This window comes from Streptomyces pallidus (ex Mingjun et al. 2026) (genome assembly GCF_051550185.1).
Classification (GTDB): Bacteria; Actinomycetota; Actinomycetes; order Streptomycetales; family Streptomycetaceae; genus Streptomyces.
Window position 1 is genome coordinate 3,568,666 of the sequence record NZ_CP196181.1, and the last position, 21,859, is coordinate 3,590,524.

24 protein-coding genes are annotated in these 21,859 nt (G+C 72.4%); 13 read left to right on the top strand and 11 right to left on the bottom strand.

Annotated elements, in window-relative coordinates; all coding sequences use genetic code 11:
• Positions 1–159 precede the first annotated feature (159 nt).
• On the top strand, positions 160–1,281 hold the full coding sequence (locus ACSHWO_RS15540; protein ID WP_438310239.1) for an IS630 family transposase: 1,122 nt from the start codon (positions 160–162) through the stop codon (positions 1,279–1,281).
• 85 nt (positions 1,282–1,366) lie between these two features.
• On the opposite strand, the gene ACSHWO_RS15545 is transcribed toward ACSHWO_RS15540, so the two are convergent.
• Together ACSHWO_RS15545 and ACSHWO_RS15550 are read right to left on the bottom strand one after the other, a co-directional pair.
• Entirely contained in the window at positions 1,367–2,737 is a 1,371-nt protein-coding gene (locus ACSHWO_RS15545) for a PH domain-containing protein (RefSeq protein WP_438312483.1), read from the bottom strand.
• A complete protein-coding gene (locus ACSHWO_RS15550) occupies positions 2,734–3,252 on the bottom strand; it encodes a PH domain-containing protein (protein WP_438312485.1) in 519 nt (172 codons plus the stop codon). The genes ACSHWO_RS15545 and ACSHWO_RS15550 overlap by 4 nt, the downstream gene beginning before the upstream one ends.
• A gap of 80 nt (positions 3,253–3,332) precedes the next feature.
• Between ACSHWO_RS15550 and ACSHWO_RS15555 the strand changes: the two genes are divergently transcribed.
• The 4 genes from ACSHWO_RS15555 to ACSHWO_RS15570 all read left to right on the top strand — a co-directional run bounded on the left by ACSHWO_RS15555 (position 3,333) and on the right by ACSHWO_RS15570 (position 6,171).
• The gene (locus ACSHWO_RS15555; RefSeq protein WP_361096611.1) at positions 3,333–4,475 is read left to right on the top strand and encodes an NADH-quinone oxidoreductase subunit D; all 1,143 of its coding nucleotides are present in this window, start codon (positions 3,333–3,335) and stop codon (positions 4,473–4,475) included.
• Between the two features lie 55 nt (positions 4,476–4,530).
• Positions 4,531–5,427, top strand: a complete 897-nt coding sequence (locus ACSHWO_RS15560) for an arylamine N-acetyltransferase family protein (RefSeq protein WP_361096608.1) — start codon at positions 4,531–4,533, stop codon at positions 5,425–5,427.
• 81 nt (positions 5,428–5,508) lie between these two features.
• Positions 5,509–5,724: a hypothetical protein gene (locus tag ACSHWO_RS15565; protein ID WP_404242220.1), complete on the top strand. Its 216-nt coding sequence runs from the start codon at positions 5,509–5,511 to the stop codon at positions 5,722–5,724.
• A 114-nt stretch (positions 5,725–5,838) separates the two neighbouring features.
• On the top strand, positions 5,839–6,171 hold the full coding sequence (locus tag ACSHWO_RS15570; RefSeq protein WP_438312488.1) for a hypothetical protein: 333 nt from the start codon (positions 5,839–5,841) through the stop codon (positions 6,169–6,171).
• A gap of 20 nt (positions 6,172–6,191) precedes the next feature.
• On the opposite strand, the gene ACSHWO_RS15575 is transcribed toward ACSHWO_RS15570, so the two are convergent.
• Both ACSHWO_RS15575 and ACSHWO_RS15580 read right to left on the bottom strand, forming a co-directional pair.
• The gene (locus tag ACSHWO_RS15575; RefSeq protein WP_438312490.1) at positions 6,192–6,509 is read right to left on the bottom strand and encodes a DMT family transporter; all 318 of its coding nucleotides are present in this window, start codon (positions 6,507–6,509) and stop codon (positions 6,192–6,194) included.
• A 51-nt stretch (positions 6,510–6,560) separates the two neighbouring features.
• Positions 6,561–6,962: a DMT family transporter gene (locus ACSHWO_RS15580; RefSeq protein ID WP_438312492.1), complete on the bottom strand. Its 402-nt coding sequence runs from the start codon at positions 6,960–6,962 to the stop codon at positions 6,561–6,563.
• Between the two features lie 129 nt (positions 6,963–7,091).
• On the opposite strand from ACSHWO_RS15580, the gene ACSHWO_RS15585 reads away from it, so the two are divergent.
• Positions 7,092–7,538 (top strand): MarR family winged helix-turn-helix transcriptional regulator, encoded by a 447-nt coding sequence (locus tag ACSHWO_RS15585; protein WP_385842627.1) that lies wholly within the window; start codon positions 7,092–7,094, stop codon positions 7,536–7,538.
• Between the two features lie 11 nt (positions 7,539–7,549).
• Here ACSHWO_RS15585 and ACSHWO_RS15590 read toward each other — a convergent pair whose 3' ends face one another.
• The 4 genes from ACSHWO_RS15590 to ACSHWO_RS15605 form a co-directional block, all read right to left on the bottom strand.
• Positions 7,550–8,701: a hypothetical protein gene (locus tag ACSHWO_RS15590; protein WP_438312495.1), complete on the bottom strand. Its 1,152-nt coding sequence runs from the start codon at positions 8,699–8,701 to the stop codon at positions 7,550–7,552.
• A 97-nt stretch (positions 8,702–8,798) separates the two neighbouring features.
• Entirely contained in the window at positions 8,799–9,788 is a 990-nt protein-coding gene (locus ACSHWO_RS15595; protein WP_385842619.1) for an ABC transporter substrate-binding protein, read from the bottom strand.
• 61 nt (positions 9,789–9,849) lie between these two features.
• Complete coding sequence (locus ACSHWO_RS15600) at positions 9,850–10,515, bottom strand: ABC transporter permease (RefSeq protein WP_438312497.1); 666 nt, start codon at positions 10,513–10,515, stop codon at positions 9,850–9,852.
• A 2-nt stretch (positions 10,516–10,517) separates the two neighbouring features.
• Positions 10,518–11,201, bottom strand: coding sequence for an ABC transporter permease (locus ACSHWO_RS15605; protein ID WP_361096580.1), 684 nt, complete (start codon positions 11,199–11,201; stop codon positions 10,518–10,520).
• 154 nt (positions 11,202–11,355) lie between these two features.
• On the opposite strand from ACSHWO_RS15605, the gene ACSHWO_RS15610 reads away from it, so the two are divergent.
• Positions 11,356–12,327, top strand: coding sequence for an ABC transporter ATP-binding protein (locus tag ACSHWO_RS15610; RefSeq protein ID WP_438312500.1), 972 nt, complete (start codon positions 11,356–11,358; stop codon positions 12,325–12,327).
• Positions 12,328–12,461: 134 nt separating this feature from the next.
• On the opposite strand, the gene ACSHWO_RS15615 is transcribed toward ACSHWO_RS15610, so the two are convergent.
• Entirely contained in the window at positions 12,462–13,571 is a 1,110-nt protein-coding gene (locus ACSHWO_RS15615) for an alpha/beta hydrolase (protein WP_361096574.1), read from the bottom strand.
• A gap of 152 nt (positions 13,572–13,723) precedes the next feature.
• Here ACSHWO_RS15615 and ACSHWO_RS15620 point away from each other — a divergent pair, with 152 nt between their 5' ends.
• The 6 genes from ACSHWO_RS15620 to ACSHWO_RS15645 all read left to right on the top strand — a co-directional run bounded on the left by ACSHWO_RS15620 (position 13,724) and on the right by ACSHWO_RS15645 (position 18,752).
• Entirely contained in the window at positions 13,724–15,577 is a 1,854-nt protein-coding gene (locus ACSHWO_RS15620) for a phosphatidylglycerol lysyltransferase domain-containing protein (RefSeq protein ID WP_438312502.1), read from the top strand.
• Between the two features lie 153 nt (positions 15,578–15,730).
• Positions 15,731–16,600 (top strand): dihydropteroate synthase, encoded by an 870-nt coding sequence (gene folP / locus ACSHWO_RS15625; protein WP_361096568.1) that lies wholly within the window; start codon positions 15,731–15,733, stop codon positions 16,598–16,600.
• 43 nt (positions 16,601–16,643) lie between these two features.
• Positions 16,644–17,087 (top strand): nuclear transport factor 2 family protein, encoded by a 444-nt coding sequence (locus tag ACSHWO_RS15630; RefSeq protein WP_361096565.1) that lies wholly within the window; start codon positions 16,644–16,646, stop codon positions 17,085–17,087.
• A 130-nt stretch (positions 17,088–17,217) separates the two neighbouring features.
• Positions 17,218–17,577, top strand: a complete 360-nt coding sequence (folB, locus tag ACSHWO_RS15635) for a dihydroneopterin aldolase (RefSeq protein WP_385842587.1) — start codon at positions 17,218–17,220, stop codon at positions 17,575–17,577.
• Positions 17,574–18,182: a 2-amino-4-hydroxy-6-hydroxymethyldihydropteridine diphosphokinase gene (gene folK, locus ACSHWO_RS15640; RefSeq protein WP_361096559.1), complete on the top strand. Its 609-nt coding sequence runs from the start codon at positions 17,574–17,576 to the stop codon at positions 18,180–18,182. Before folB ends, folK begins: the two co-directional genes overlap by 4 nt.
• Positions 18,183–18,263: 81 nt before the next feature.
• The gene (locus tag ACSHWO_RS15645) at positions 18,264–18,752 is read left to right on the top strand and encodes a DUF3180 domain-containing protein (protein WP_438312505.1); all 489 of its coding nucleotides are present in this window, start codon (positions 18,264–18,266) and stop codon (positions 18,750–18,752) included.
• A gap of 184 nt (positions 18,753–18,936) precedes the next feature.
• Here ACSHWO_RS15645 and folE read toward each other — a convergent pair whose 3' ends face one another.
• Together folE and ftsH are read right to left on the bottom strand one after the other, a co-directional pair.
• On the bottom strand, positions 18,937–19,542 hold the full coding sequence (gene folE, locus ACSHWO_RS15650) for a GTP cyclohydrolase I FolE (RefSeq protein WP_361096553.1): 606 nt from the start codon (positions 19,540–19,542) through the stop codon (positions 18,937–18,939).
• Positions 19,543–19,665: 123 nt separating this feature from the next.
• The gene (gene ftsH / locus ACSHWO_RS15655) at positions 19,666–21,687 is read right to left on the bottom strand and encodes an ATP-dependent zinc metalloprotease FtsH (RefSeq protein WP_361096550.1); all 2,022 of its coding nucleotides are present in this window, start codon (positions 21,685–21,687) and stop codon (positions 19,666–19,668) included.
• Positions 21,688–21,859 lie beyond the last annotated feature (172 nt).

The following is a 21,859-nucleotide window of genomic DNA, read 5'->3' on the forward strand; positions in this document are numbered from 1 at the left end:
GGTGCCGTGCCTGGGGGCACCTCCCAGCGGTAGCTGGGGGAGCGTCGCGAGGCGGTGAACCTTTCCGGTCACAGCACTAGTGCTGTGACCGGGAACGTTTGCCGGGTTGCTCGTTGTGCTGGTCGGATGTGACGACTTCGACTGGCATGGGGAGGCGGGATGGCGTTACCGGTCAGGGTCCGCGGGCTAACCGAGCAGGAGGGGCAGAAGCTTCAGCACATCGTTCGGCGGGGCAGCACCAGCTCGGTGCGGTTCAGGCGGGCGATGATGCTGCTGGCCTCCGCTGGCGGCAGCACGGTCCCGGTGATCGCGCGGCTGGTCCAGGCGGACGAGGACACCGTCCGCGACGTGATCCACCGCTTCAACGAGATCGGGCTCGCATGCCTGGACCCTCGGTGGGCGGGAGGCCGTCCCCGCCTGCTGAATCGTGACGACGAGGACTTCGTCGTCCAGACGGCCACCACCCGCCCGACCGCGCTGGGCAAGCCCTTCACCCGCTGGTCGGTCCGCAAACTCGCCGATCACCTGCGGCGCAACATCTCCCGGCCCGTCCGGATCGGCCGGGAAGCCCTGCGCTGCCTGCTGGCCCGCCGGGGGATCTCCTTCCAGCGCACGAAGACCTGGAAGGAGTCCCCGGACCCGGCCTTCGACGCCAAGCTGGCCCGGATCGAATACGCGGTCAACAAGCGTCCCGACCGCACGTTCGCCTTCGACGAGTTCGGCCCCCTCGGCATCCGTCCGACCGCCGGATCCTGCTGGAAGAAGCAGGGCCGGCCCGACCGGCTGCCGGCCACCTTCCGCCGCACCCACGGCATCACCTACTTCCACGGCTGCTACTCGGTCGGCGACGACAAACTGTGGGGCATCAACCGCAGGCGCAAAGGCATCGACCACACCTGGGCCGCCCTGCGATCGATCCGGGCCGCCCGCCCGGACGGCGCCCCGATCTACGTGATCCTCGACAACCTCTCCGCCCACCTGAACTGGAAAATCCGCAGGTGGGCGGACCGAAACAAGGTCGAGCTGTGCTTCACGCCGACCTACGCGTCCTGGGCGAACCCCATCGAGGCCCACTTCGGGCCGCTGCGGCAGTTCACCCTGGCCAACTCCAACCATCCGAACCACACCGTCCAGACCCGGTCCCTGCACGCCTACCTGCGCTGGCGCAACCAGAACGCCCGCCACCCCGACGTCCTCGCCGCACAACGACGCGAACGCGCCCGCATCCGAAGCGAGAAAGGCCTCCGCTGGGGCGGCAGACCACTACCAACCGCAGCCTGACCACCCGACCCGGCAAACGTTCCCGGTCACAGCACTAGGCGCCCCGGCCCGTCGGCCCCGGCCGGGCAGTCGACGTCCGGGCGGCTCAGGTCATCCAGCGGTCCGGGCGGGCGTCCGCGCGGGAGGTACGGGAGCGGTCCGCCTGGGCGGCCAGCAGGGCCGCGGCCTCGTCCGCGGCCCGCAGCCGGGCCGTGACCGTGGTGTTCGCGCCGGTGTCCACGCTGACGTCGGCCACACCGCGGGCCCGCTCCCAGGGGCCCCGGGTGAGCCGGACGCTCTGCACCTTCGCGTGCGGGACCAGCTCGGTGCGCCGGCACAGCAGCCCGCGCCGGGCCGCGAACACCTCTGCCGAGACGGCCAGCCCGTACCCCTTCCACCACACGGGGACCACCCAGCGCGCCCGCCCCCGCGGGGACGGGCGGAAGTCCAGGGCCTGGGGGTCCACACCCGGCAGCACCCGGGCGATCACCTCCCGGGCGGCCGCCCGGGAGGCCACCGGGATCAGGACGCCGTTCTTCGAGCCGGCCACCGACAGCTCCACCCGGACCCAGCCCCGCCGCCGCCACAGCAGCGGCTCGACGAGCCGCACGGCCTGCACCCGCCCCGGCGGCACGGTCTCGTGGGCCCGGTCCAGCAGCCCGTGGTCGATGCGCAGCCCGTCCGGGGACTCGGCGACCCGCCAGTCGTACTCCTCCATGAAACGGCCGGCCGTGCCCGCCCAGATGCCGCCGAGGAACGGCACCAGGATGCCGAGGGTCGCCCAGACGCTCCCGCTGAACCACCACACGACCAGCGGCGCGAGCACCGCCGCGGGGACCGCCGCCCAGGCGCCCAGGGTGAGGGCGAGCGACACCGCGAGGTCGCGGGGCTGCACCCGCAGCAGCTCCTGCTTGGGGGCCTCGCCCACCGCAGCCGCCTCCTCGGGGGCGAAACCGGCCGCCAGCGCGAGCAGCTCGGCGCGCAGCGCCACGGCCTCGCGCTCGTCGAGGAAGGCCAGCTCGTCCTTGGCCTCGGTGCCGATGACGTCGAGCCGGAGCTTGGCGACGCCCGCGATCCGGGCCAGCAGCGGGCGGGTGACGTCCACGGCCTGGATCCGGTCCAGGCGGATGTGCGCGGTGCGCCGGAAGACCAGGCCGCTGCGGATGCGCAGCTCGGTGTCGGTGACCGAGTAGTGGGTGGACCACCAGCTCAGGAACCCGTACACGGTGAAGACGACGACGAGGCCGGCCACCACCGCGGCCCGCACGGCGGGGGTGAGGTCCTCGACCCACTCGGCCAGCTGCTCGCCCTGCTGGACCACCACGCCGGCGGTGCCGGCGATCGGCACCCAGGCGCGGCGCAGCGGGGTGAGCACGTGCAGCCGCCGTTCGACGGCCGGGCCGGGCGCCGCGGGCACGGCGATCGCGGAGTCGGAGTCGGACGGGACGGCTCCGGACTCCGCGGGCTCGGCGGTCACAGACCCGCCGACCTTGCCTCGCCGAGCGCGGTGAGCCGGTCCCGCAGCCGCTCGGCCTCGGCCGGCAGCAGGCCCGGGATCTTCGCGTCGCTCGCCGCGGCCGCCGTGTGCAGTTGGACGGAGGCGAGCCCGAAGCGCCGTTCCAGCGGCCCCGAGGTGACCTCGACCAGCTGCATCCTCCCGTACGGGACCACGGTCTGCTCGTGCCAGAGCACGCCCCGGCTGATCAGCAGGTCGTCGGCGCGCTCGGCGTACCGCCAGGACCGCCAGTTGCGTGCGAGCAGCCACCAGCCCCAGCCGAGGACCGCGAGCCAGAACGCCCCGGCCGCCGCCCAGGCCGGGCCGGCCAGCAGCCACAGCGCCAGCGCCGTCACGCCCGCGAGCAGCAGCATCCACACCACCAGCAGCAGCCTGCGCAGCGTGAGCAGCCCGCCCGGGAGGCCCACCCAGTCGGGCCCGGGCCCGTCCGTCGGCGCCCCGGCCGTCCCGGTCCCCGTTCCCGTTCCCGTGTCCATGCCACCACCCTAGGGCGCACCGGGGTCCGTCCCGTGGGACCAGAGGACGAGATCACGCGCCGGGCTGCGAGAATGCCCGCATGACGGAGACCACGGTCGGCATCGGCGGCGCGGCGGAGAGCACCGACATGGTGCTCAACATCGGACCGCAGCACCCTTCCACGCACGGCGTGCTGCGCCTGCGCCTCGTCCTGGACGGCGAGCGCATCGTGAGCGCCGAACCGGTGGTCGGCTACATGCACCGCGGCGCCGAGAAGCTCTTCGAGGCCCGCGACTACCGGCAGATCGTCATGCTCGCCAACCGCCACGACTGGCTGTCGGCGTTCTCCAACGAGCTCGGCGTGGTCATGGCCGTCGAGCGGATGCTCGGCATGGAGGTCCCCGAGCGGGCCGTGTGGATGCGGACCCTGCTCGCCGAGCTGAACCGGGTGCTGAACCACCTGATGTTCCTGGGGTCCTACCCCCTCGAACTGGGTGGGATCACCCCGATCTTCCACGCGTTCCGCGAGCGCGAGGAACTCCAGGCCGTCATGGAGGAGATCTCCGGCGGCCGCATGCACTACATGTTCAACCGCGTCGGCGGCCTCAAGGAGGACCTGCCGGCGGGCTGGCTCGGCCGGGCCCGCGCCGCGATCGCCGACGTCCGCAGCCGGATGGACGTGTACGACAAGCTGGTCCACGGCAACGAGATCTTCCGGGGCCGCACCCGCGGCGTCGGCGTCCTGTCCGCCGAGGCGGTGCACGCGTACGGGGTCTCCGGCCCGATCGCCCGCGCCTCCGGCGTCGACTTCGACCTGCGCCGCGACGAGCCGTACCTCGCCTACGGCGAGCTCCAGGACGTGCTGAAGGTGGTCACCCGGTCCGAGGGCGACTGCCTGGCCCGCTTCGAGTGCCTGCTGGACCAGACCCACAACTCCCTCGACCTCGCCGACGCCTGCCTGGACCGGATGGACGGGCTGCCGCCCGGCCCGGTCAACCAGCGCCTGCCGAAGGTCCTCAAGGCGCCCGAGGGAGCCACGTACGCCTGGACAGAGAACCCGCTCGGCATCAACGGCTACTACCTGGTCTCCAAGGGCGAGAAGACCCCGTACCGGCTGAAGCTGCGCTCGGCCTCCTACAACAACATCCAGGCGCTGTCGGTGCTGCTGCCCGGCACGCTCGTCGCGGACATGGTGGCGATCCTCGGCTCGCTGTTCTTCGTCGTCGGCGACATCGACAAGTAGTCGCGGACGGACAAGTCACGGGAAAACAAGGGCCGTCAGCGCCTAGGGTGCGGGAATGACCACCCTTGGCATATGCGACGGTTACGACGGATACCTGCGGCGGCTCGGCTTCACGGAGCCGCCGCCGCCCACCACCGATGCGCTCTTCGCGCTCCAACGGGCCCATCTGGAGCGCGTCCCGTACGAGAACGTCGACATCCAGCTCGGCCGGCCTGCGGGAATCGATCCCGCGCTGTCGGTGCGCCGCTTCGCCGACGGCCGCGGCGGGTACTGCTTCCACCTCAACGGCGCCTTCGCCCTGCTGCTGGAGTCCCTCGGGTACGACGTGACCCGGCACCGGGCGGGCGTCCTCGGTCCGGCGGACCGTGACCGGCACGACGTCAGCGGGGACCACCTGGCGCTGACCGTGCGGGTGGACGGCGAGGAGTACTTCGTCGACGCCGGGCTGGGCGACGGCCCCCACGAGCCGCTGCCGCTGCGGGTGGGGACGTACCGGCAGGGGGCGTTCACGTACGGGCTGGCCCCGCTGGAGGGGGACGAGCCCGGCTGGCGGTACCTCAACGACGCGGGACCGTGCCCGGTGGTCAACTTCGCCGCGGCGCCGGCCGCGACGGCCGACTTCGAGGCCGAGCACGCCCGGCTGTCGACCTCCGAGGACTCGGGCTTCGTACGCACCTTCGCCATGCTGCGGCGCGACGCGCACGGCATCGACACGCTGCGGGGGCGGGTGCTCAGCCGGATCGACCCGGAGAAGGGGACCACCGAGCGGATCCTGGAGACGCCCGGGGAGTTCTGGTCAGTGGTGGGCGGGCTGTTCGAGCGGGCGCTCGACGACCTGACGCAGGAGGACCGGCAGGCCCTGTGGGACCGGGTGGGCCGGGCCCACGCGGCATGGCTGGCCGCCCGCGCGGACCGGTCCGGGACCGGGGCGGAGGCCGGGGCTGGGTCCTAGTGCCGTGGCCGGAGGCGTCCCCGGCACGACCCGGCAGGGCCCGGCGGGGGCGTTGTCGGTGCCGGAGGGCACACTGGGGGGATGGCGCATTCCCCCCGACGAGCCTGTCCCGCATGCGGGCGCGACTGCGCCGTGACCGCCGGCCGGATCGCCCGGCACGATCCGCCCGCCGGGCGCGAGCGCAGCGGGCTGGTGTCCTGCCCCGGCTCCCGGGCCCGGGTGGTCCTCGGCGCGTCCGCGCCCACGCTGGACGGCTTCGTCCTGCCGGACGCACCGGGCCAACTCCCGCTGTTCTGAGGGCCCTGCCCTGAGTACTCCGGGGTTCTGAGGGCCCTGCCCTGAGTACTCCGGGCCGCGGAACCGGGTAGCCGTACGGATCCCCGGTCCGGCCGGGCCGGAGAGGATGGCGCCATGACCTGGTACCACCAGCCGGCCGTCCCGGCCTCCCCGCAGGACATCGCCTCGAAGCGGATCCGGCGGGGCTCCGGCATCGCCCTCGTCCTGTTCCTGCCCGTGCTGTTCCTGGCGAAGGTGGCGCTGCTGGCCACGCCGCGGGGCGGCGAGTGCCTGATGTACGGCGGCTGCGCGCCCTTCCCCTTCGCCCCGTTCCTGGCGTCGGCCTGCGCCGCGCTGGTCGCCTTCGTGGTGGTGGCGGCGGCCCGGCCGGCGCTCGGGCGGGCCGCCCTGGGGGTGCAGCTGCTGCTGGAGGCCGCGGCCGTGTGCATGGTGCTCGCGTACCCCTGAGCCGGGGCGCGGCGGGCGGCTCAGACCGAGGTCAGGCGGAGCAGGAGGGCGCCGCCGATGATCGAGGCGAAGGAGAGCAGGCGGGCGGGGGTGATCTTCTCCTTGAAGAGCACCGCGCCGAACACGACGGTGCCGACGCCGCCGAGACCGGTCCAGATGGTGTAGCCGACGCTGACGTCCAGCTCCCGCAGGGCCAGCGAGAGGGTGTAGATCCCGCCGGCGGCGGCGCCCAGGGTGAGCATGGACGGCCAGAGGCGGGTGAAGCCCTTGGTGGCGTTGGTGCCGAGGGCGAAGGCGATCTCGAAGAGGATGGCGATGCCGAGGTAGACCCAGGTCATGGCGGGTTTCCTTCCGGGGGAGGGCGGCGGGGACGGGGGGACGTGCGGTGGTCAGGCGGCGGCCTTCCTGGCCGCGAGGGCGTCCGAGATCCGCAGGCCGAGGACGCCGCCGATGACGAGGACGAAGGCGAGCACCTTCCACACGGTCAGTGATTCGCCGTAGACGACGGTGCCGAGGACGACCGTGCCGACGGCGCCGATCCCGGTCCAGACGGTGTAGCCGACGCCGACGTCGATGGTCCTGAGCGCCTGGGACAGGGTGTAGATGCCGGCGGCCGCGGCGGCGGCCGTCAGCAGGGAGGGCCCGAGCCGGGTGAACCCGTCGGTGGCCTCGGTGCCCAGGGCGAAGGTGATCTCGAAGAGGGACGAGAGGAGCAGCCAGGCCCAGGCCTTGGAGCCGGCGGCGGGGGCGGGGGCAGGAACAGAGGCGGCGACGGACACAGAACCTCCCAAGTAGTTGCTTGTACGTGCATCAATTACGGAGCCGCAATCGGCCCTGGTGGGGATGATCGGCGGCGCGATAAGCTTGCTTGAGCAAGTATCTTGTTGTCAATGCACCGTCAGCCGAGGGGATTTCCCGCCATGACGACACCTTCGGGCGCCCCGCCCGCCGCGTCCGACCGCGCGATGTGGGACCGGGTCCTCGCCCTGCACGCCCGCGTCGAACGGCTGCTGGGCCGGGCCCTCCAGCGCCGGCACGGCATGGGGCTCTCGGAGTACCGGGCGCTGGAGGAGCTGTCCCGGGCCGGCGACGGGGAACTGCGCATGCAGGAGCTCGCGGACTGCGTCGGGCTCGGCCAGAGTTCGGTGACCCGCCTGGTGGGCCGGTTGGACGCGGCGGGCTACGCGTACAAGGACCTGTGCCCCGACGACAAGCGCGGGGTGTACGCCGTCATCACCGCGGAGGGACGGCAGCGCTACGAGGCCGCGCGCTCGACCTACGCCGAGGTGCTCAGCTCCGCCCTGAACACGGCCGGTGCGGAGCCGGAACTGGCGCGCACGGTCCAGTCCCTGCGCAACTCCGCCTGACGGCTGCGGCGCTAGGAGATCGCGCTGCGCAGCCGGACCACGTCGATCGGCTCGGTCTCGTCGTGCTCGGTCAGGTCGATGACCTGGCCCTCCTCGCCCGGCCGGGCGACGGCCGCAGCGGACTCCGACGAGGCCTGCGGCGCCGGCTCCGGCGCGGCGGTCCGGTCCGCCTCCGCCTCCGCCTCCGCCTTGTGGACGGCCAGGGCCTCCTCGCCGACCACGTCGGCCAGGTCCTCGTGCTGGACCGACTCGATCACCTCGCGCGCCCGCTCGGCGCCGGGGCCCTTCGTGCCGAAGAAGTCGAAGCCGCCGACCGTGCGGGAGGCCGGGCGGCGCGCGGCCTGGTACGGGGCCACCGGCCCCGCGGCGCGGCGTGCGGGAAGGGCGGAGCCGGTGCCGGCGGTCTGCGCGCCGGTGTCGATGCCGGGGGACTGCGTGCCGGTGGCGGACCGGGCTCCGGCGGCGGACGCGGCCTGCCCCTGCCCGGACGGGAGCTCCGCGGGCCGCGGCTCGGCGCCCCGCGGGGCCGCAGCGCCCGGTCCGCCGGGGCCCTGCGGGCCGGCCGGGTCGGTCTCGGCCCTGCGGACCAGGGCGCTGAGGGCCGCGTGGGCCCGGGCGTAGCCGAGCGTGGTGGGCGCTCCGCTGGACGTGCGCTCCTCGCTGACCGGCGGCAGCTCCTTCGCCGGGCCGGCCGCCGCCGGGGCCGTGGACGCCTCGATGGCCAGCAGCCGGCGGCCCTCCAGGGCGCTCGCGCGCTCGGTCTCGGCGGTCGCGTACCGGCGCAGCAGCGCCGCGTGCTCTCCCCGCAGACCGGCGAGTTCGACCCGCTTGGCCCGCAGCTTGGCGTCGAGCTTGGACCGCAGGACCCGGGCCTCTTCGAGGTCGGACTCCAGCTCGGCTATGCGCTCGTCGGTCTTCCACTCGTCCTTGACGCGTTCGCGCGCCAGCTCCGCGACCCGCCGCCCGGCGGCGCGGTCCCAGGTGCGCATGACCGCGGCGCTCGCGACACCCGCGGCCGCGGCCAGCGCCACGAGGAGCCTCAGCGCCACGGGATCCGCGAGCAGCCAGGCCACGGTCGCGCTGGTGAGGGAAACACCGGCCACGGCCGTGGGGGTGAGCAGCCGGTGCAGGGGTTCGGGATTGCGGTGGCGTCCTCGGGGCATGGCCAGAAATTTACAGGGCGTGGGGGCCGGTTGGGATGGCTGCCCGGCAATCTGTTCCCGGGCGGTTACCCGCTCGTCCCCCCGCCCCGGCGGCCGCTCACCCGCCGATCAGGCCCTTGGCCTTCAGATAGGCCTTCGCGGCGTCCGCCGGCTTCTCGCGCCGGGCGTCGATCCGGCCGTTCAGCTCGACCAGGTCAGCAGTGGTGAGGACCTTGGTCAGCTTGTCCAGCGCGGCCGCGACCTCCGGGGCCCCGGCGTCCTTGGCGTTGACCACCGGCAGGACGTTGTCGGCGTTCTGGAGCTTCTTGTCGTCCTCCAACAGGACCAGTCCGAAGCTGTCCAGGGTGGCGTCCGTGGTCGTGGTGAGGACCAGCTGGTCGACGCCGTCCTTGACGGCCTGCTTGGCCTGCGGGGTGCCGACGCCCTTCGGGTCGATCCCGGAGACGTCGATGCCGTACGTGGCCTTCAGGCCCGGCGCGCAGAAGGGCCGCACGGCGCATTCGTCGCCAGCCGCGATCTTCACCTTCAGTCCCGACCGACCGAGGTCGGACAGCGTCCGGAGGTTGTTCTTCGCGGCGAAGTCCTTGGTCACCGCGAACGCGTTCTGGTCCACCGCGGCGCCCGCCGGCAGGACCTTCAGGCCGAGCGGCCCCGCCAGCTTCTCCAGCCCGGCCACGGTGGCCGCCGCGTCGCTGGACGCGACCGGCTTCTCCTGGGGCGCCTTCGGACCGTTGACCTTGGCGTTGAGGAACTCGGCGAGCGTGGCCGCGTACTCCGGGACGACGTCGATCTCGCCCTTCTCCAGGGAGGGCTCGTACAGCTCGCGGTTGTTGACGGTGGTGATCGAGGTGTTGTAGCCGGCGTCCCGGAGCACCTGCGCGTACAGCTCGGCCAGCACGTTGGACTCGGTGAACCCGGCCGCGCCGATCACCAGCCTCCCCTTGCCCGCGCCGCCGTCCCCGGACGCGGACGCGGACCCGCCGGCCTCCTTGCTCTGCTCCAGGCTCTCGCCGCCGCACGCGGTGAGGGAGGCGGCGAGGGCCGCCGCCGCGAGGGCCGCGGCCAGGGCCCGCGTGGACTTGCTCATGTCGTGCTCCTCCAACTGGATGGACGTGAACGGGAAGGGGCGGGCCGGTCCCCGGCCGCGGTCAGCGCGCCGCCGGCCGGGCCAGCAGCCGCTCCGCCGCCACGAGGACCCCCTCGACGAGCAGGGCCAGCGCCGCCACGAGCAGGGCGCCCGCGACGACCTGCGGCGTGTTGTACGTGTTGAAGCCTGCGGTGATGATCCGGCCGAGGCCGCCCTGGCCGACCATGGCCGCGATCGTGGCCGTGGCGACGACCTGGACGGCGGCCGAGCGCAGCCCCGTCATCAGCAGCGGCTGGGCGAGCGGCAGTTCGACCCGTAGGAACAGCTGGCCGCCGGACATGCCCATGCCCCGGGCCGCCTCCACCACGGACCGGTCGACCTCACGCATGCCGACGTACGCGTTGGTCAGCAGCGGCGGCACGGCGAACAGCACCAGCGCGGCGACCGTGGGCAGGTAGCCGGCGCTGCGCAGCGGCGAGACCATGAACAGGGCGAGCACCGCGAAGACCGGTACGGCCCGCCCCGCGTTGGAGACGTTGACCGCGAGCGCCCCGCCCCGGCCGACGTGGCCCAGCCACAGCCCGACCGGCAGGGCCCCCGCGCAGGCGACGGCGAGCGCGATGGCGCTGACGCAGACGTGCTCGGCGAGCCGGTGCCACACCCCGTTCTCGCCGGCCCAGTTGGCACCGTCCGCCAGCCAGTCCCAGGCCGCTCCCATGACGCCCACGCCTACGCCCCCCGGTCCGTGGCCGTGCGCGTCCACGGCGTGAGCAGCCGCTGCAGTCCGAGCAGCAGCAGGTCCGCCACCAGCGCGAGCAGCACGCACAGCACGGAGGCGGTCAGCACCTGCGCCTTGAAGGAGCTGCTCACGGCCGGCGCGATGAGGTTGCCGAGACCGCCCTTGCCGACGATCGAGCCGACGGTGGTCAGGGCCACGGTCGAGACGGTGGCGATCCGCACGCCGGCGAGCAGTGCCGGCAGCGCCAGCGGCAGTTCGACCTGCCACAGCAGCCGCCCGGGCCCGTACCCCATGCCCCGCGCGGCCTCCCGCACCTCCTCCGGTACGGCCTCCAGCCCGGCCAGCGCGTTGCGGACGAGGATGGTCAGCGAGTACAGGACCAGTCCGGTCACCACCAGCGAGGCGGACAGCCCGAACAGCGGCAGCAGCAGGGAGAACAGGGCGAGGGAGGGGATCGTGTAGAGCAGGGTCGTCAGGCCCAGCACGGGCGCCGCCCAGCGCCGGCCGCGGCGGGCCAGCAGCGCCAGCGGGACGGCCACCACCAGGCCGATGAGGACCGAGGCGGCGGTGATCCAGACGTGTTCGAGGGTGGCGGCGGTCAGCTCCGGGGAGCGGGAGGTGACGTACTCCCAGCAGATCCAGTCGTTCGCCACCAGGCAGTCCTGCCCGGCCATCCCGTCACCCCCTTCCGCCGCCGTACGCACATCCGTCCGAAACTCGAAGCCAGGAGCGACCATATCCCCCCGCGGGCCCGAGGGCCGGAATCATTCGCACCGGGGTAATACTCCCGTCACACATCCGGGGCCGCGGGTAGGTAAGGATGGCGGTGTGATCCGATTCGAGCATGTGACCAAGCGCTACCCCGACGGAACCACGGCCGTCGAGGACCTGTCCTTCGAGGTGGCGGAGGGCGAACTGGTCACGCTGGTGGGCCCGTCCGGCTGCGGGAAGACCACCACGATGAAGATGGTCAACCGGCTCATCGAGCCGACCTCCGGCCGGATCCTGCTCGGCGGGGAGGACATCGCGCAGGCCGATCCGGTCGAGCTGCGCCGCCGCATCGGCTACGTCATCCAGCAGGTCGGGCTGTTCCCGCACAAGACGGTGCTGGAGAACACCGCGACCGTGCCGCAGCTCGTCGGCACCCCCCGGGCGGCGGCCCGGGCCAGGGCGGCCGAGCTCCTCGAACTGGTCGGCCTGGACCCGGCCGTGTACGGCGGCCGCTACCCGCACCAGCTGTCCGGCGGGCAGCGCCAGCGCGTCGGCGTGGCCCGTGCGCTCGCCGCCGATCCGCCGGTGCTGCTGATGGACGAGCCGTTCGGCGCGGTGGACCCGGTGGTGCGCGAGCGCCTGCAGAACGAGTTCCTGACGCTGCAGAAGACGGTCCGCAAGACGATCCTGCTGGTCACCCACGACCTGGACGAGGCCGTCCGGCTCGGCGACCGCATCGCCGTCTACGGGAGCGGAACCATCGAGCAGTTCGACCGCCCCGCCGCCGTGCTGGGCTCCCCCGCCACCCCGTACGTCGCCTCCTTCGTCGGCGCGGACCGCGGGCTCAAGCGGCTGGCGGTCACCCCCGTCGGGGCCGCCGACCTCGCGCCGGCCGACGGCACGGAACCGGCCGTCTCGGTGGCCCTGGGCGCCAGCCTGCGCGAGGCGCTGGCCGTGCTGCTCCAGGAGGACTCGGGCCGCATCGGGGTCACCGACCCGGGATCCGGGGCGCTGGTCGGCGTCCTGACCCCGCAGGCGGTGCACCGGGCGCTGCGGCGGGCCGGGGCGGAGGACGCCGACGCGGCCTGACCCGCCCGACCCACCCGACCCGCCCGACCCGCCCGACCCGCTCTGCCGGGCCGGTTGCCCGGCCGGAAAACGCGTGCGGCCGGCCCTTAGGGGCCGGCCACGCGGGTCGTCGCAGGTCGTTCGGCGCCAGGCCGTCAGGCCTGGATGCGGTTGCTCATCCACGCCAGCATCGGCGGGATCTCGCGGCGCCAGGTGTTGAAGTTGTGGCCGCCGCTGTCGAGGATGATCGAGGAGACCCGGTCCGGCCCCTTGACCAGCTTGATGAACTTGCGGGTGTCCGTGATGTTCGGCTCGCCCTTCTCACTGCTGGTGACCAGGAACGACGTACCGGCCGGCTTCTTGTGCTCCATGCTGTACAGGATGTCGGCGCGCTTCTTCAGGACGTCGTCGCCCTGGAACAGGTTGCCGGTCGTGGCGTCGTTCGCGGCGTCGAAGTACGCGGACAGACCCGCGGCGGCACCGAAGGTCTGCGGGTGGTGCGCGGCGATCTTCAGGGCGCAGTAACCGCCGGTGGAGTTGCCGATGAAGCCCATGTTCTCGGCCTTCTTGCCCACCCGGAAGGTGCTCTGGATGGCCTGCGGCAGGTCCTTCGCGAAGAAGGTCTCGGTCTGCGGACCACCGGGGATGTCCACGCACTCGGTGTCGCGCGGCGGCGCGATGGTCGGGCGCAGCATGACCAGGATCATCGGCTTCATCTTGCCGGCCTTCACCTGCTTGAAGGCCGTCATCGGGTAGTTCAGCCCTTTGATCAGGTTCTCCGCGGTGCCCGGGTAGCCGGTCAGCACGATCGAGGCCGGGAAGTTCTTGTCCTTGTGCTGCGGCTGGAAGTACTCCGGCGGCAGCCACACGTAACCGGGGCTCGTTATCTTCGACTTCTCGCCGGTTATGGACACCTTCAGGATCTGGCCGCCGACCTGGGGCTGGGCCCCGCCGGGTACCTCCAGCTTCTGCTTGTCGACGACCTTGATGTCCTTGCTGCTCATCGAGTGGTCGACCACCTTGCCGACCGAGGTCTCCTGGCCGAACAGGTCCGCCCACGAACCGTAGAAGGAGAAGGACTGGTTCGCTGCCAGGCCGACCGCCGAGAACACCGCCAGCTGCGTCGCGAACAGGAGGCCGATCCGGCCCAGCACCGCACGCCAGGTGCGGCCCGAGAGCCGCGGCCAGAACCACACCGTGGCTGCAAAGAGCAGCACACCGGCAGCGACGGCGATCGCCAGAACCGTATTACTGGTGAGACCCATGAGCTGTCAGTCGACTTTCTGGTGGCAGGACTAGTTTTTCTCGACGGAAGAGTGAACCCGCTCGCGCTCGATGTCGTCCTAGTGGACGCACCACACCCCGGAGGCTGTCGCGGCCTTCGGCCACTTGATCTCTCGCGGAGCAACGGGAAGCGATGTCTAGCAGGATAGATGGCGATAAGTCGGGACAGGTTCCGAGCGGGGTACGCCGAATCTTCCGCGGACCACGACCGGAGTCCGTGCCCGGCCTGGTGGGAACGGCCGTCACGATCGTCGGCCTCCTCGACGTTGCGGCGGGTGTCTTCCCGCGCTTCCAGCACAGCAGGCTCCGCGCCGTCGCGGAGGTGATCCCCGGCTCGACCCGGCCCATGGCGGCCGCGGTCACCATCTGCGCCGGCGTCCTGCTGTTCCTGCTCGCCCACGGCCTCAAGCGCCGCAAGCGGCGCGCCTGGCGGGCTGCGGTCTTCCTGCTGCCGGTCGGCGCCGCCGCGCAGTTCGTGTACCGCCACTCCTACATCGGCGTGGTGATCGCCGTCGCCCTGCTCGCCCTGCTGCTGCGCCACCAGGGTGAATTCAAGGCCCTGCCCGACCCGCGCAGCCGCTGGAAGGCGCTGGCCAACTTCGTGCTGATGAGCGCCGGCTCGATCGGCCTCGGCCTGGTCATCGTCAACGCCCACCCGAACAAGGTGGTGGGGCGCCCCGGCCTCTACGAGCAGATCGCGCACGTCCTGTACGGGCTCGTCGGCATCGAGGGCCCGATCGCCTACTCCGGCGGCCGCGCGGACTGGATCGTCGGCTACTCCCTCGGCGCGCTGGGCATGCTGACCGCGCTCACCACCATCTACCTCGCCTTCCGCCCCGAGCACCCGGCCGCCCGGCTCACCGCCGACGACGAGGCCAAGCTGCGCGAGCTGCTCGCCAAGCACGGTGCCCGCGACTCCCTCGGCCACTTCGCGCTCCGCCGCGACAAGGCCGTCGTCTTCTCCCCCAGCGGCAAGGCCGCCGTCACCTACCGCGTCGTCTCCGGCGTGATGCTCGCCTCCGGCGACCCGATCGGCGACGTCGAGGCCTGGCCCGGCGCCATCGAGCGGTTCATGGAGGAGGCCAAGGCCCACTCCTGGACCCCGGCCGTCATGGGCTGCAGCGAGACCGGCGGCGAGGTCTGGACCCGCGAGACCGGCCTGGACGCCCTGGAACTCGGCGACGAGGCGATCGTCGACGTCAAAGACTTCTCCCTGACCGGCCGCGCGATGCGCAACGTCCGCCAGATGGTCAAGCGCATCGAGCGCAACGGCTACACCACCAAGGTCCGCCGGGTCAGCGAGCTGACCGAGGAGGAACTGGAGCAGGTCCGCGGCGCCGCCGAGGCCTGGCGCGGCACCGACACCGAGCGCGGCTTCTCCATGGCCCTGGGCCGCGTCGGCGACCCGGAGGACGGCGACTGCATCATCGCCACCGCCCACCGCACCGAGGAGGGCGACACCAGCCCGTACGGCGACCTCAAGGCCATCCAGCACTTCGTGCCGTGGGGCAAGGACGGCATGTCCCTGGAGCTGATGCGCCGTGACCGCGGCGCCGACCCCGGCATGAACGAGCTGCTGATCGTCGCCTCCCTGGAGGCCGCCCCGGGCCTGGGCATCGAGCACGTCTCGCTGAACTTCGCGATGTTCCGCTCCGCCCTCGCCCGCGGCGAGAAGATCGGCGCCGGCCCGGTCCTGCGGATGTGGCGCAACCTGCTGGTCTTCCTGTCCCGCTGGTTCCAGATCGAGTCGCTGTACAAGTTCAACGCGAAGTTCCGCCCCCGCTGGGAGCCCCGCTTCGTCGTCTTCCGCACCACCCGCGACCTGCCCCGCATCGGCTTCGCCGCCATGCAGGCCGAGGGCTTCGTCACCCTGGCCCTGCCCCGGCTGTTCGCCGCCCGCCGCCGGCCCAAGCCGGTCCGCACCTGCGCCCACACCCCGCTGAGCGCCGTGCCCGCCCAGGCGGACCGCGAGGTCCAGGCGGCCTGAGGCCCGGCGGTCACGCCGCCGACCCGCACGTGGAGCCCGGCCCCCGGATGACCCGGGGCGCCGGGCTCCGTGCTGTGCGGCGGCCGTGGCCCCGGGCGGCGGCAGCCCGCCGCCCGGGCCGTGCCCGGTCCGGGGCAGCCCTACCCTGGGACCATGAACAACAAGCACGGGGCCGCCGGCAGGGGCCGGGTCACAGGCCTGCCGGACTGGGACCGCTGCGCGGTCATGGGCGTCGTGAACGTCACCCCCGACTCCTTCTCGGACGGCGGCCGCTGGTTCGACACCACCGCGGCCGTCAAGCGCGGACTCGACCTCATAGCCCAGGGCGCCGACCTCGTCGACGTCGGCGGGGAGTCCACCCGGCCCGGCGCCACCCGGGTCGACGAGGAGGAGGAGCTGCGCCGCGTCGTCCCCGTGGTCCGCGGGCTGGCCTCCGAAGGGGTCACCGTCTCCGTGGACACCATGCGCGCCTCGGTCGCCGCCCGGGCCGTCGAGGCCGGCGCGACCCTGGTCAACGACGTCAGCGGCGGGCTCGCCGACCCCGGCATGATCCCCGCCGTCGCCGCCGCCGAAGTGCCCTTCGTCGTGATGCACTGGCGCGGCTTCAGCGCCGACATGAACCGCCTCGCCGTCTACGACGACGTCCTCGCCGAGGTCACCGCCGAGCTGCGGACCCGCATCGACGCCGTCGTCGCCGGCGGCATCGCCCCCGAGCGGATCGTCGTCGACCCCGGCCTCGGCTTCGCGAAGATGGCCGACCACGACCTGGCCCTCGTCGCCCACCTCCCCGAGCTGCGGGCCCTCGGCTTCCCGCTGCTGGTCGCCGCGTCGCGCAAGCGCTTCCTCGGCCGGGTCCTGGCCGGGGCCGACGCCACCCCGCCGCCGGCCCGCGAGCGCGACGCCGCCACCGCCGCCGTCTCGGCCATCGCCGCCCACCAGGGCGCCTGGGCCGTCCGGGTCCACGAGGTGCGCGCCACGGCCGACGCGGTTCGGGTGGCCCGCGCCGTGGAAGGGGCTTGGTGACCCGGCCCGCACCTGGGGCCCGTACTGCCAGGAGAGGGGCACGGTGAGCCGTACCGACATCGAAGCCGTCGAACAGGTCAACACGGCCTTCTACGAGGCCATGGAGCGCGGCGACTTCGACGCCATGTCGGCGCTCTGGCTGGAGGACGAGGTGTCCTGCGTCCACCCGGGCTGGCCGGTGCTCAGCGGCCGCGGCGAGGTGCTCCGCTCGTACGCGCTGATCATGTCCCACACCGAGTACATCCAGTTCTTCCTGACCGACACGAAGGTCGCCGTCATCGGCGACACGGCCCTGGTCACCTGCACCGAGAACATCCTCAGCGGAGGGCCCGCGGAGGACGGCGGAGAGCTCGGCCCGCTCGTCGGCCAGCTGGTCGTCGCGACAAATGTGTTCCGACGCACATCCGGGGGCTGGCGCCTGTGGTCCCACCACGGTTCTCCGGTCCTGACCGACTCCGACGAGGACGAGGAGGAGGCCTCCGGCTGACCCCTACGGCGGGTCCCGGCCCCTTTCGCAGGTAGATTCGAAGACGGACGACGCCGACCGCACTCGGCGCGGGCCCATGGATCCGGGGAGCCCCGGACCGCATGCACCTACGAAAGCAGGAGTGATTCGCGTGGATCGTGTCGCGCTGCGCGGCCTCAAGGCTCGCGGGCACCACGGCGTCTTCCCCCGGGAACGCGAGGAGGGCCAGACCTTCATCGTCGACCTGGTGCTGCACATCGACGCGCGTCCGGCGGCCGCGGACGACGACCTGGCGAAGACCGTGCACTACGGGGTCGTCGCCGAGGAGGTCGTCGACGTGGTCCAGGGCGAGCCCGTCGACCTGATCGAGACCCTGGCGGAGCGGATCGCCCAGCAGTGCCTCAAGCACGCAGCGGTGGCCCAGGTGGAGGTCGTCGTCCACAAGCCGGATGCACCCATCACCGTCCCGTTCGACGACGTGACCATCACGATCACCCGGAGCCGCGCGTGAACAACGGACTGAGTGCCCCCAGCGACCCCACCGTCCAGCCGGTGCCCGCGTCCGTCGTCCAGGCGGTCGACGCGGCCGACGTCACCCTGTCCAACCCCAAATGGGCCGTGATCGCCCTCGGCGGGAACCTCGGCAACCGGATGGAGACCCTCCAGGGCGCGATCGACGCCCTCGGCGACACCCCGGGCGTCCGGGTCAAGGCCGTCTCCCCCGTCTACGAGACCGAGCCGTGGGGCGTCGAGCCCGGCTCCCAGCCCTCGTACCTGAACGCGGTGGCGCTCGTACGGACCACCCTGCCCCCCTCCAGCCTGCTGGAGCGCGGCCAGGCCATCGAGGAGGCCTTCGACCGCGTCCGCGAGGAACGCTGGGGCCCCCGCACCATCGACGTGGACATCATCGCGTACGCCGACGTGGTCTCCGACAACCCCGTCCTCACCCTCCCGCACCCCCGGGCCCACGAGCGCGCCTTCGTGCTCGCCCCCTGGCACGACGTCGACCCCGAGGCCCGGATCCCCGGCCGCGGCCCCGTCGCCGAACTGCTCGCCGGGGTCGGCCTGGCCGGTGTCACGCGCCGCCCCGACCTGGAACTGCGCCTGCCCGAGTAGTCGCGTCGTGAGTAGCCTGTGGTCTGCCGGGCCTGCCGACGGACGGCTTGGGCAGAGGCGCAGAGAGCGGGGAACGGGCACGTGAAGCAACTGAGGCCGGCGGTCCTGGCGGGCATCTTCGTGGTGGCCGGGGTGCTGTCCTGGGCGGGGGCCCGGCTGTGGAACGCGTACGGGACACTGCCGGGCGTCCCGCTGGCCGCCCCGATCGTGCTCGGGGCCATCGCTGTCGTCCTGCTGGCGACGGCCCTGTCGCTGCGGGCCCGCCTGAAGGCCCAGCGCGAGCGGCAGCCCGACGCGAAGGGCGTGGAACCGCTGATGGCGGCCCGCGCTCTCGTCTTCGCGCAGGCCAGCGCCCTCGTCGCGGCGCTCGTCGCGGGCATGTACGGCGGCGTGGGCATCTTCCTGTGGGCCGACGGGCTGGAGGTGCCCGCCCGCCGCGATCAAGCCTGGTACGCGGCCTTCTCGGTGCTGGCGGGTGCGGCGGTCGTCGCCGCGGCCCTCTTCCTGGAGCACGTCCTGAAGCTCCCCGAGGACGACGACCCCACCCCCCGAGCTCCCTCCCGCGTCTGAGCGGCCCCGGTCGGACGGCCGCCGGTCCGTCCCAGGGGGCGGCGGGGTCGCGGCCGGTCCCACTCCCCCGCGTGCACCCGGGCGTGGACGTCCGAGTCACCGTCCAGCGGCAGCTCCAGGGTGCCGGACGTCCTCGCTCAAGAGGCTCCCGGCCCGTCGGGCCGGGGGCCCGTCGTCGGGCACGTCAGCGGGCCATTATCAGGCTCATCGCCTCGTTGCGCGTGGCGGAGTCGCGGAGCTGGCCGCGGACCGCCGAGGTGGTGGTCTTCGCGCCCGGCTTGCGGATGCCGCGGACCGACATGCACATGTGCTCGGCCTCGATGACGACGATCGCGCCGCGCGCCTCCAGGATCTCCATCAGGGAGTCGGCGATCTGCGTGGTGAGCCGCTCCTGGACCTGCGGGCGGCGGGCGTAGACCTCGACGAGACGCGCCAGCTTGGACAGTCCGGTGATCTTCCCGGTCTCGGCGGGGATGTACCCGACGTGGGCGACGCCGTGGAACGGGAGCAGGTGGTGTTCGCACAGGGACACGATTTCGATGTCCTTGACGAGCACCATCTCGTCGTGCCCGAGGTCGAACGTCGTCGTCAGGACGTCCTCGGGCTTCTGCCACAGGCCCGCCAGGATCTCCCTGTACGCCCGGGCGACACGCGCCGGCGTCTCCAGGAGCCCCTCGCGGTCCGGGTCCTCGCCGACCGCGATGAGGAGCTCTCGCACGGCGGCCTCGGCCCGCTTCTCGTCGAACACGCCGATCGTGCCCTCGCCGTCCAGGCTCACTCGGTCGGTCATCTGTGCCTCGTTCCTGTCTTCGCTCACACGGGCATACGAAAATGCCGCGCCCCCAGGCTAGAACCTGGGGGACGCGGCATCCATTCCGGGCCGGGGCTGCTCCGGCCGCCGGCTACTCGGTGGCTACTCGGTGCGGTCCTCCGAGACCGGGTCCTTCTCCACCGACACGGCCGGGGTGGCGGCGGCGGCGCCGTTCGCCGCGTTCGTCAGCTGGAGCTCCTTGGGCGAGAGCACCGGCGGGCGGGTCGACGGGGTGCGGTGCGCGGAGCCGGTCCACGCCGGGCGGGCCGGGCGCTTGACGACCGTGGAGAAGATCTCGGCGATCTCCTCCTTGCCCAGGGTCTCCTTCTCCAGGAGGGCCAGGACCAGGTTGTCGAGCACGTCGCGGTTCTCGACCAGGATCTCCCAGGCCTCGTTGTGCGCGGTCTCGATGAGCTTCTTGACCTCTTCGTCGACCAGCGCCGCGACCTCTTCCGAGTAGTCGCGCTGGTGCGCCATCTCACGGCCCAGGAACGGCTCGGTGTTGTCGCCACCGAACTTGATCGCGCCGAGGCGCTCGGTCATGCCGTACTGGGTGACCATCGCGCGGGCCGTGGCCGTGGCCTTCTCGATGTCGTTCGCCGCGCCGGTGGTCGGGTCGTGGAAGACCAGCTCCTCGGCCGCACGGCCGCCCAGCATGTACGCCAGCTGGTCGAGCATCTCGTTGCGCGTGGTCGAGTACTTGTCCTCGTCGGGCAGGACCATCGTGTAGCCCAGGGCCCGGCCGCGGGACAGGATCGTGATCTTGTGGACCGGGTCGGAGTTCGGGGAAGCCGCCGCGACCAGGGCGTGGCCGCCCTCGTGGTACGCGGTGATCTTCTTCTCCTTGTCCGACATGATCCGGGTCCGCTTCTGCGGGCCCGCCACGACGCGGTCGATCGCCTCGTCCAGCATCTGGTTGTCGATCAGCTTCCGGTCCGAGCGGGCCGTGAGCAGCGCGGCCTCGTTCAGCACGTTGGACAGGTCGGCACCGGTGAAGCCGGGGGTGCGGCGGGCGACGGCGGCCAGGTCGACGTCGGGGGCGACCGGCTTGCCCTTCTGGTGGACCTTGAGGATCTCCAGACGGCCCTGCATGTCCGGCCGGTCGACGGCGATCTGCCGGTCGAAGCGGCCCGGGCGCAGCAGCGCCGGGTCGAGGATGTCGGGCCGGTTGGTGGCGGCGATCAGGATGACGCCGCCCTTCACGTCGAAGCCGTCCATCTCGACGAGCAGCTGGTTGAGGGTCTGCTCGCGCTCGTCGTGGCCGCCGCCGAGGCCGGCGCCGCGGTGCCGACCGACGGCGTCGATCTCGTCGACGAAGACGATGGCCGGGGCGTTGGCCTTGGCCTGCTCGAACAGGTCACGGACGCGGGAGGCGCCGACACCGACGAACATCTCGACGAAGTCCGAGCCGGAGATCGAGTAGAACGGCACGCCGGCCTCGCCGGCGACGGCGCGGGCCAGCAGGGTCTTGCCGGTACCGGGCGGGCCGTAGAGCAGGACGCCCTTGGGGATCTTGGCGCCGACCGCCTGGAACTTCGCCGGCTCCTGGAGGAACTCCTTGATCTCGTGGAGCTCCTCGACGGCCTCGTCCGAGCCCGCGACGTCGGCGAACGTCGTCTTCGGGGTGTCCTTGGTGATGAGCTTGGCCTTGGACTTGCCGAAGTTCATGACCCGGGAGCCGCCGCCCTGCATCTGGTTCATCAGGAACAGGAAGACGACGACGATCAGGACGAACGGCAGCAGGGACAGCAGCACGCTGAGGAACGGGCTGGTCTTGTCCGGTGTGACGGAGTAGCCGTCGGGGATCTGGCCGGCCTCGTACTTGGTCTGGAGGCTCTGGGCGAGCTGCACGCCCTGGTCGCCGATGTAGTTGGCCTGGAACTTGGAGCCGGAGCTGCTCCCGAGCTTCTCGCCCTTCTTCAGGTCGATTTTGATCATCTGGCTGTCGCCGGTGGTCAGGCGCGCCTGCTCCACCTGGCCACTGTTGATCGCCTTGATGACCTCGCTGGTGTCCACCGACTTGTAGCCGCCGCCGGAGCTGACGACGTTCATCAACACGACCACGGCGAGGACGGCCAGCACGATCCACATGACTGGCCCACGGAAGTATCGCTTCACGTCCATCCATACGGGGCGCCAGGCGCCCCGTCCCTCCTGCCCGTAGGTAAATGCTGCTGTGAATAAAGACTGTTCTTCGGAATGTACCCCTGAATTGTCACCCGCGGTCCCGTAGGACGGCTGACAGTCCTGCCTTCCCCTGCTCCAACGCGGGGGATCGTGGCGGGGTTCCCCTGCG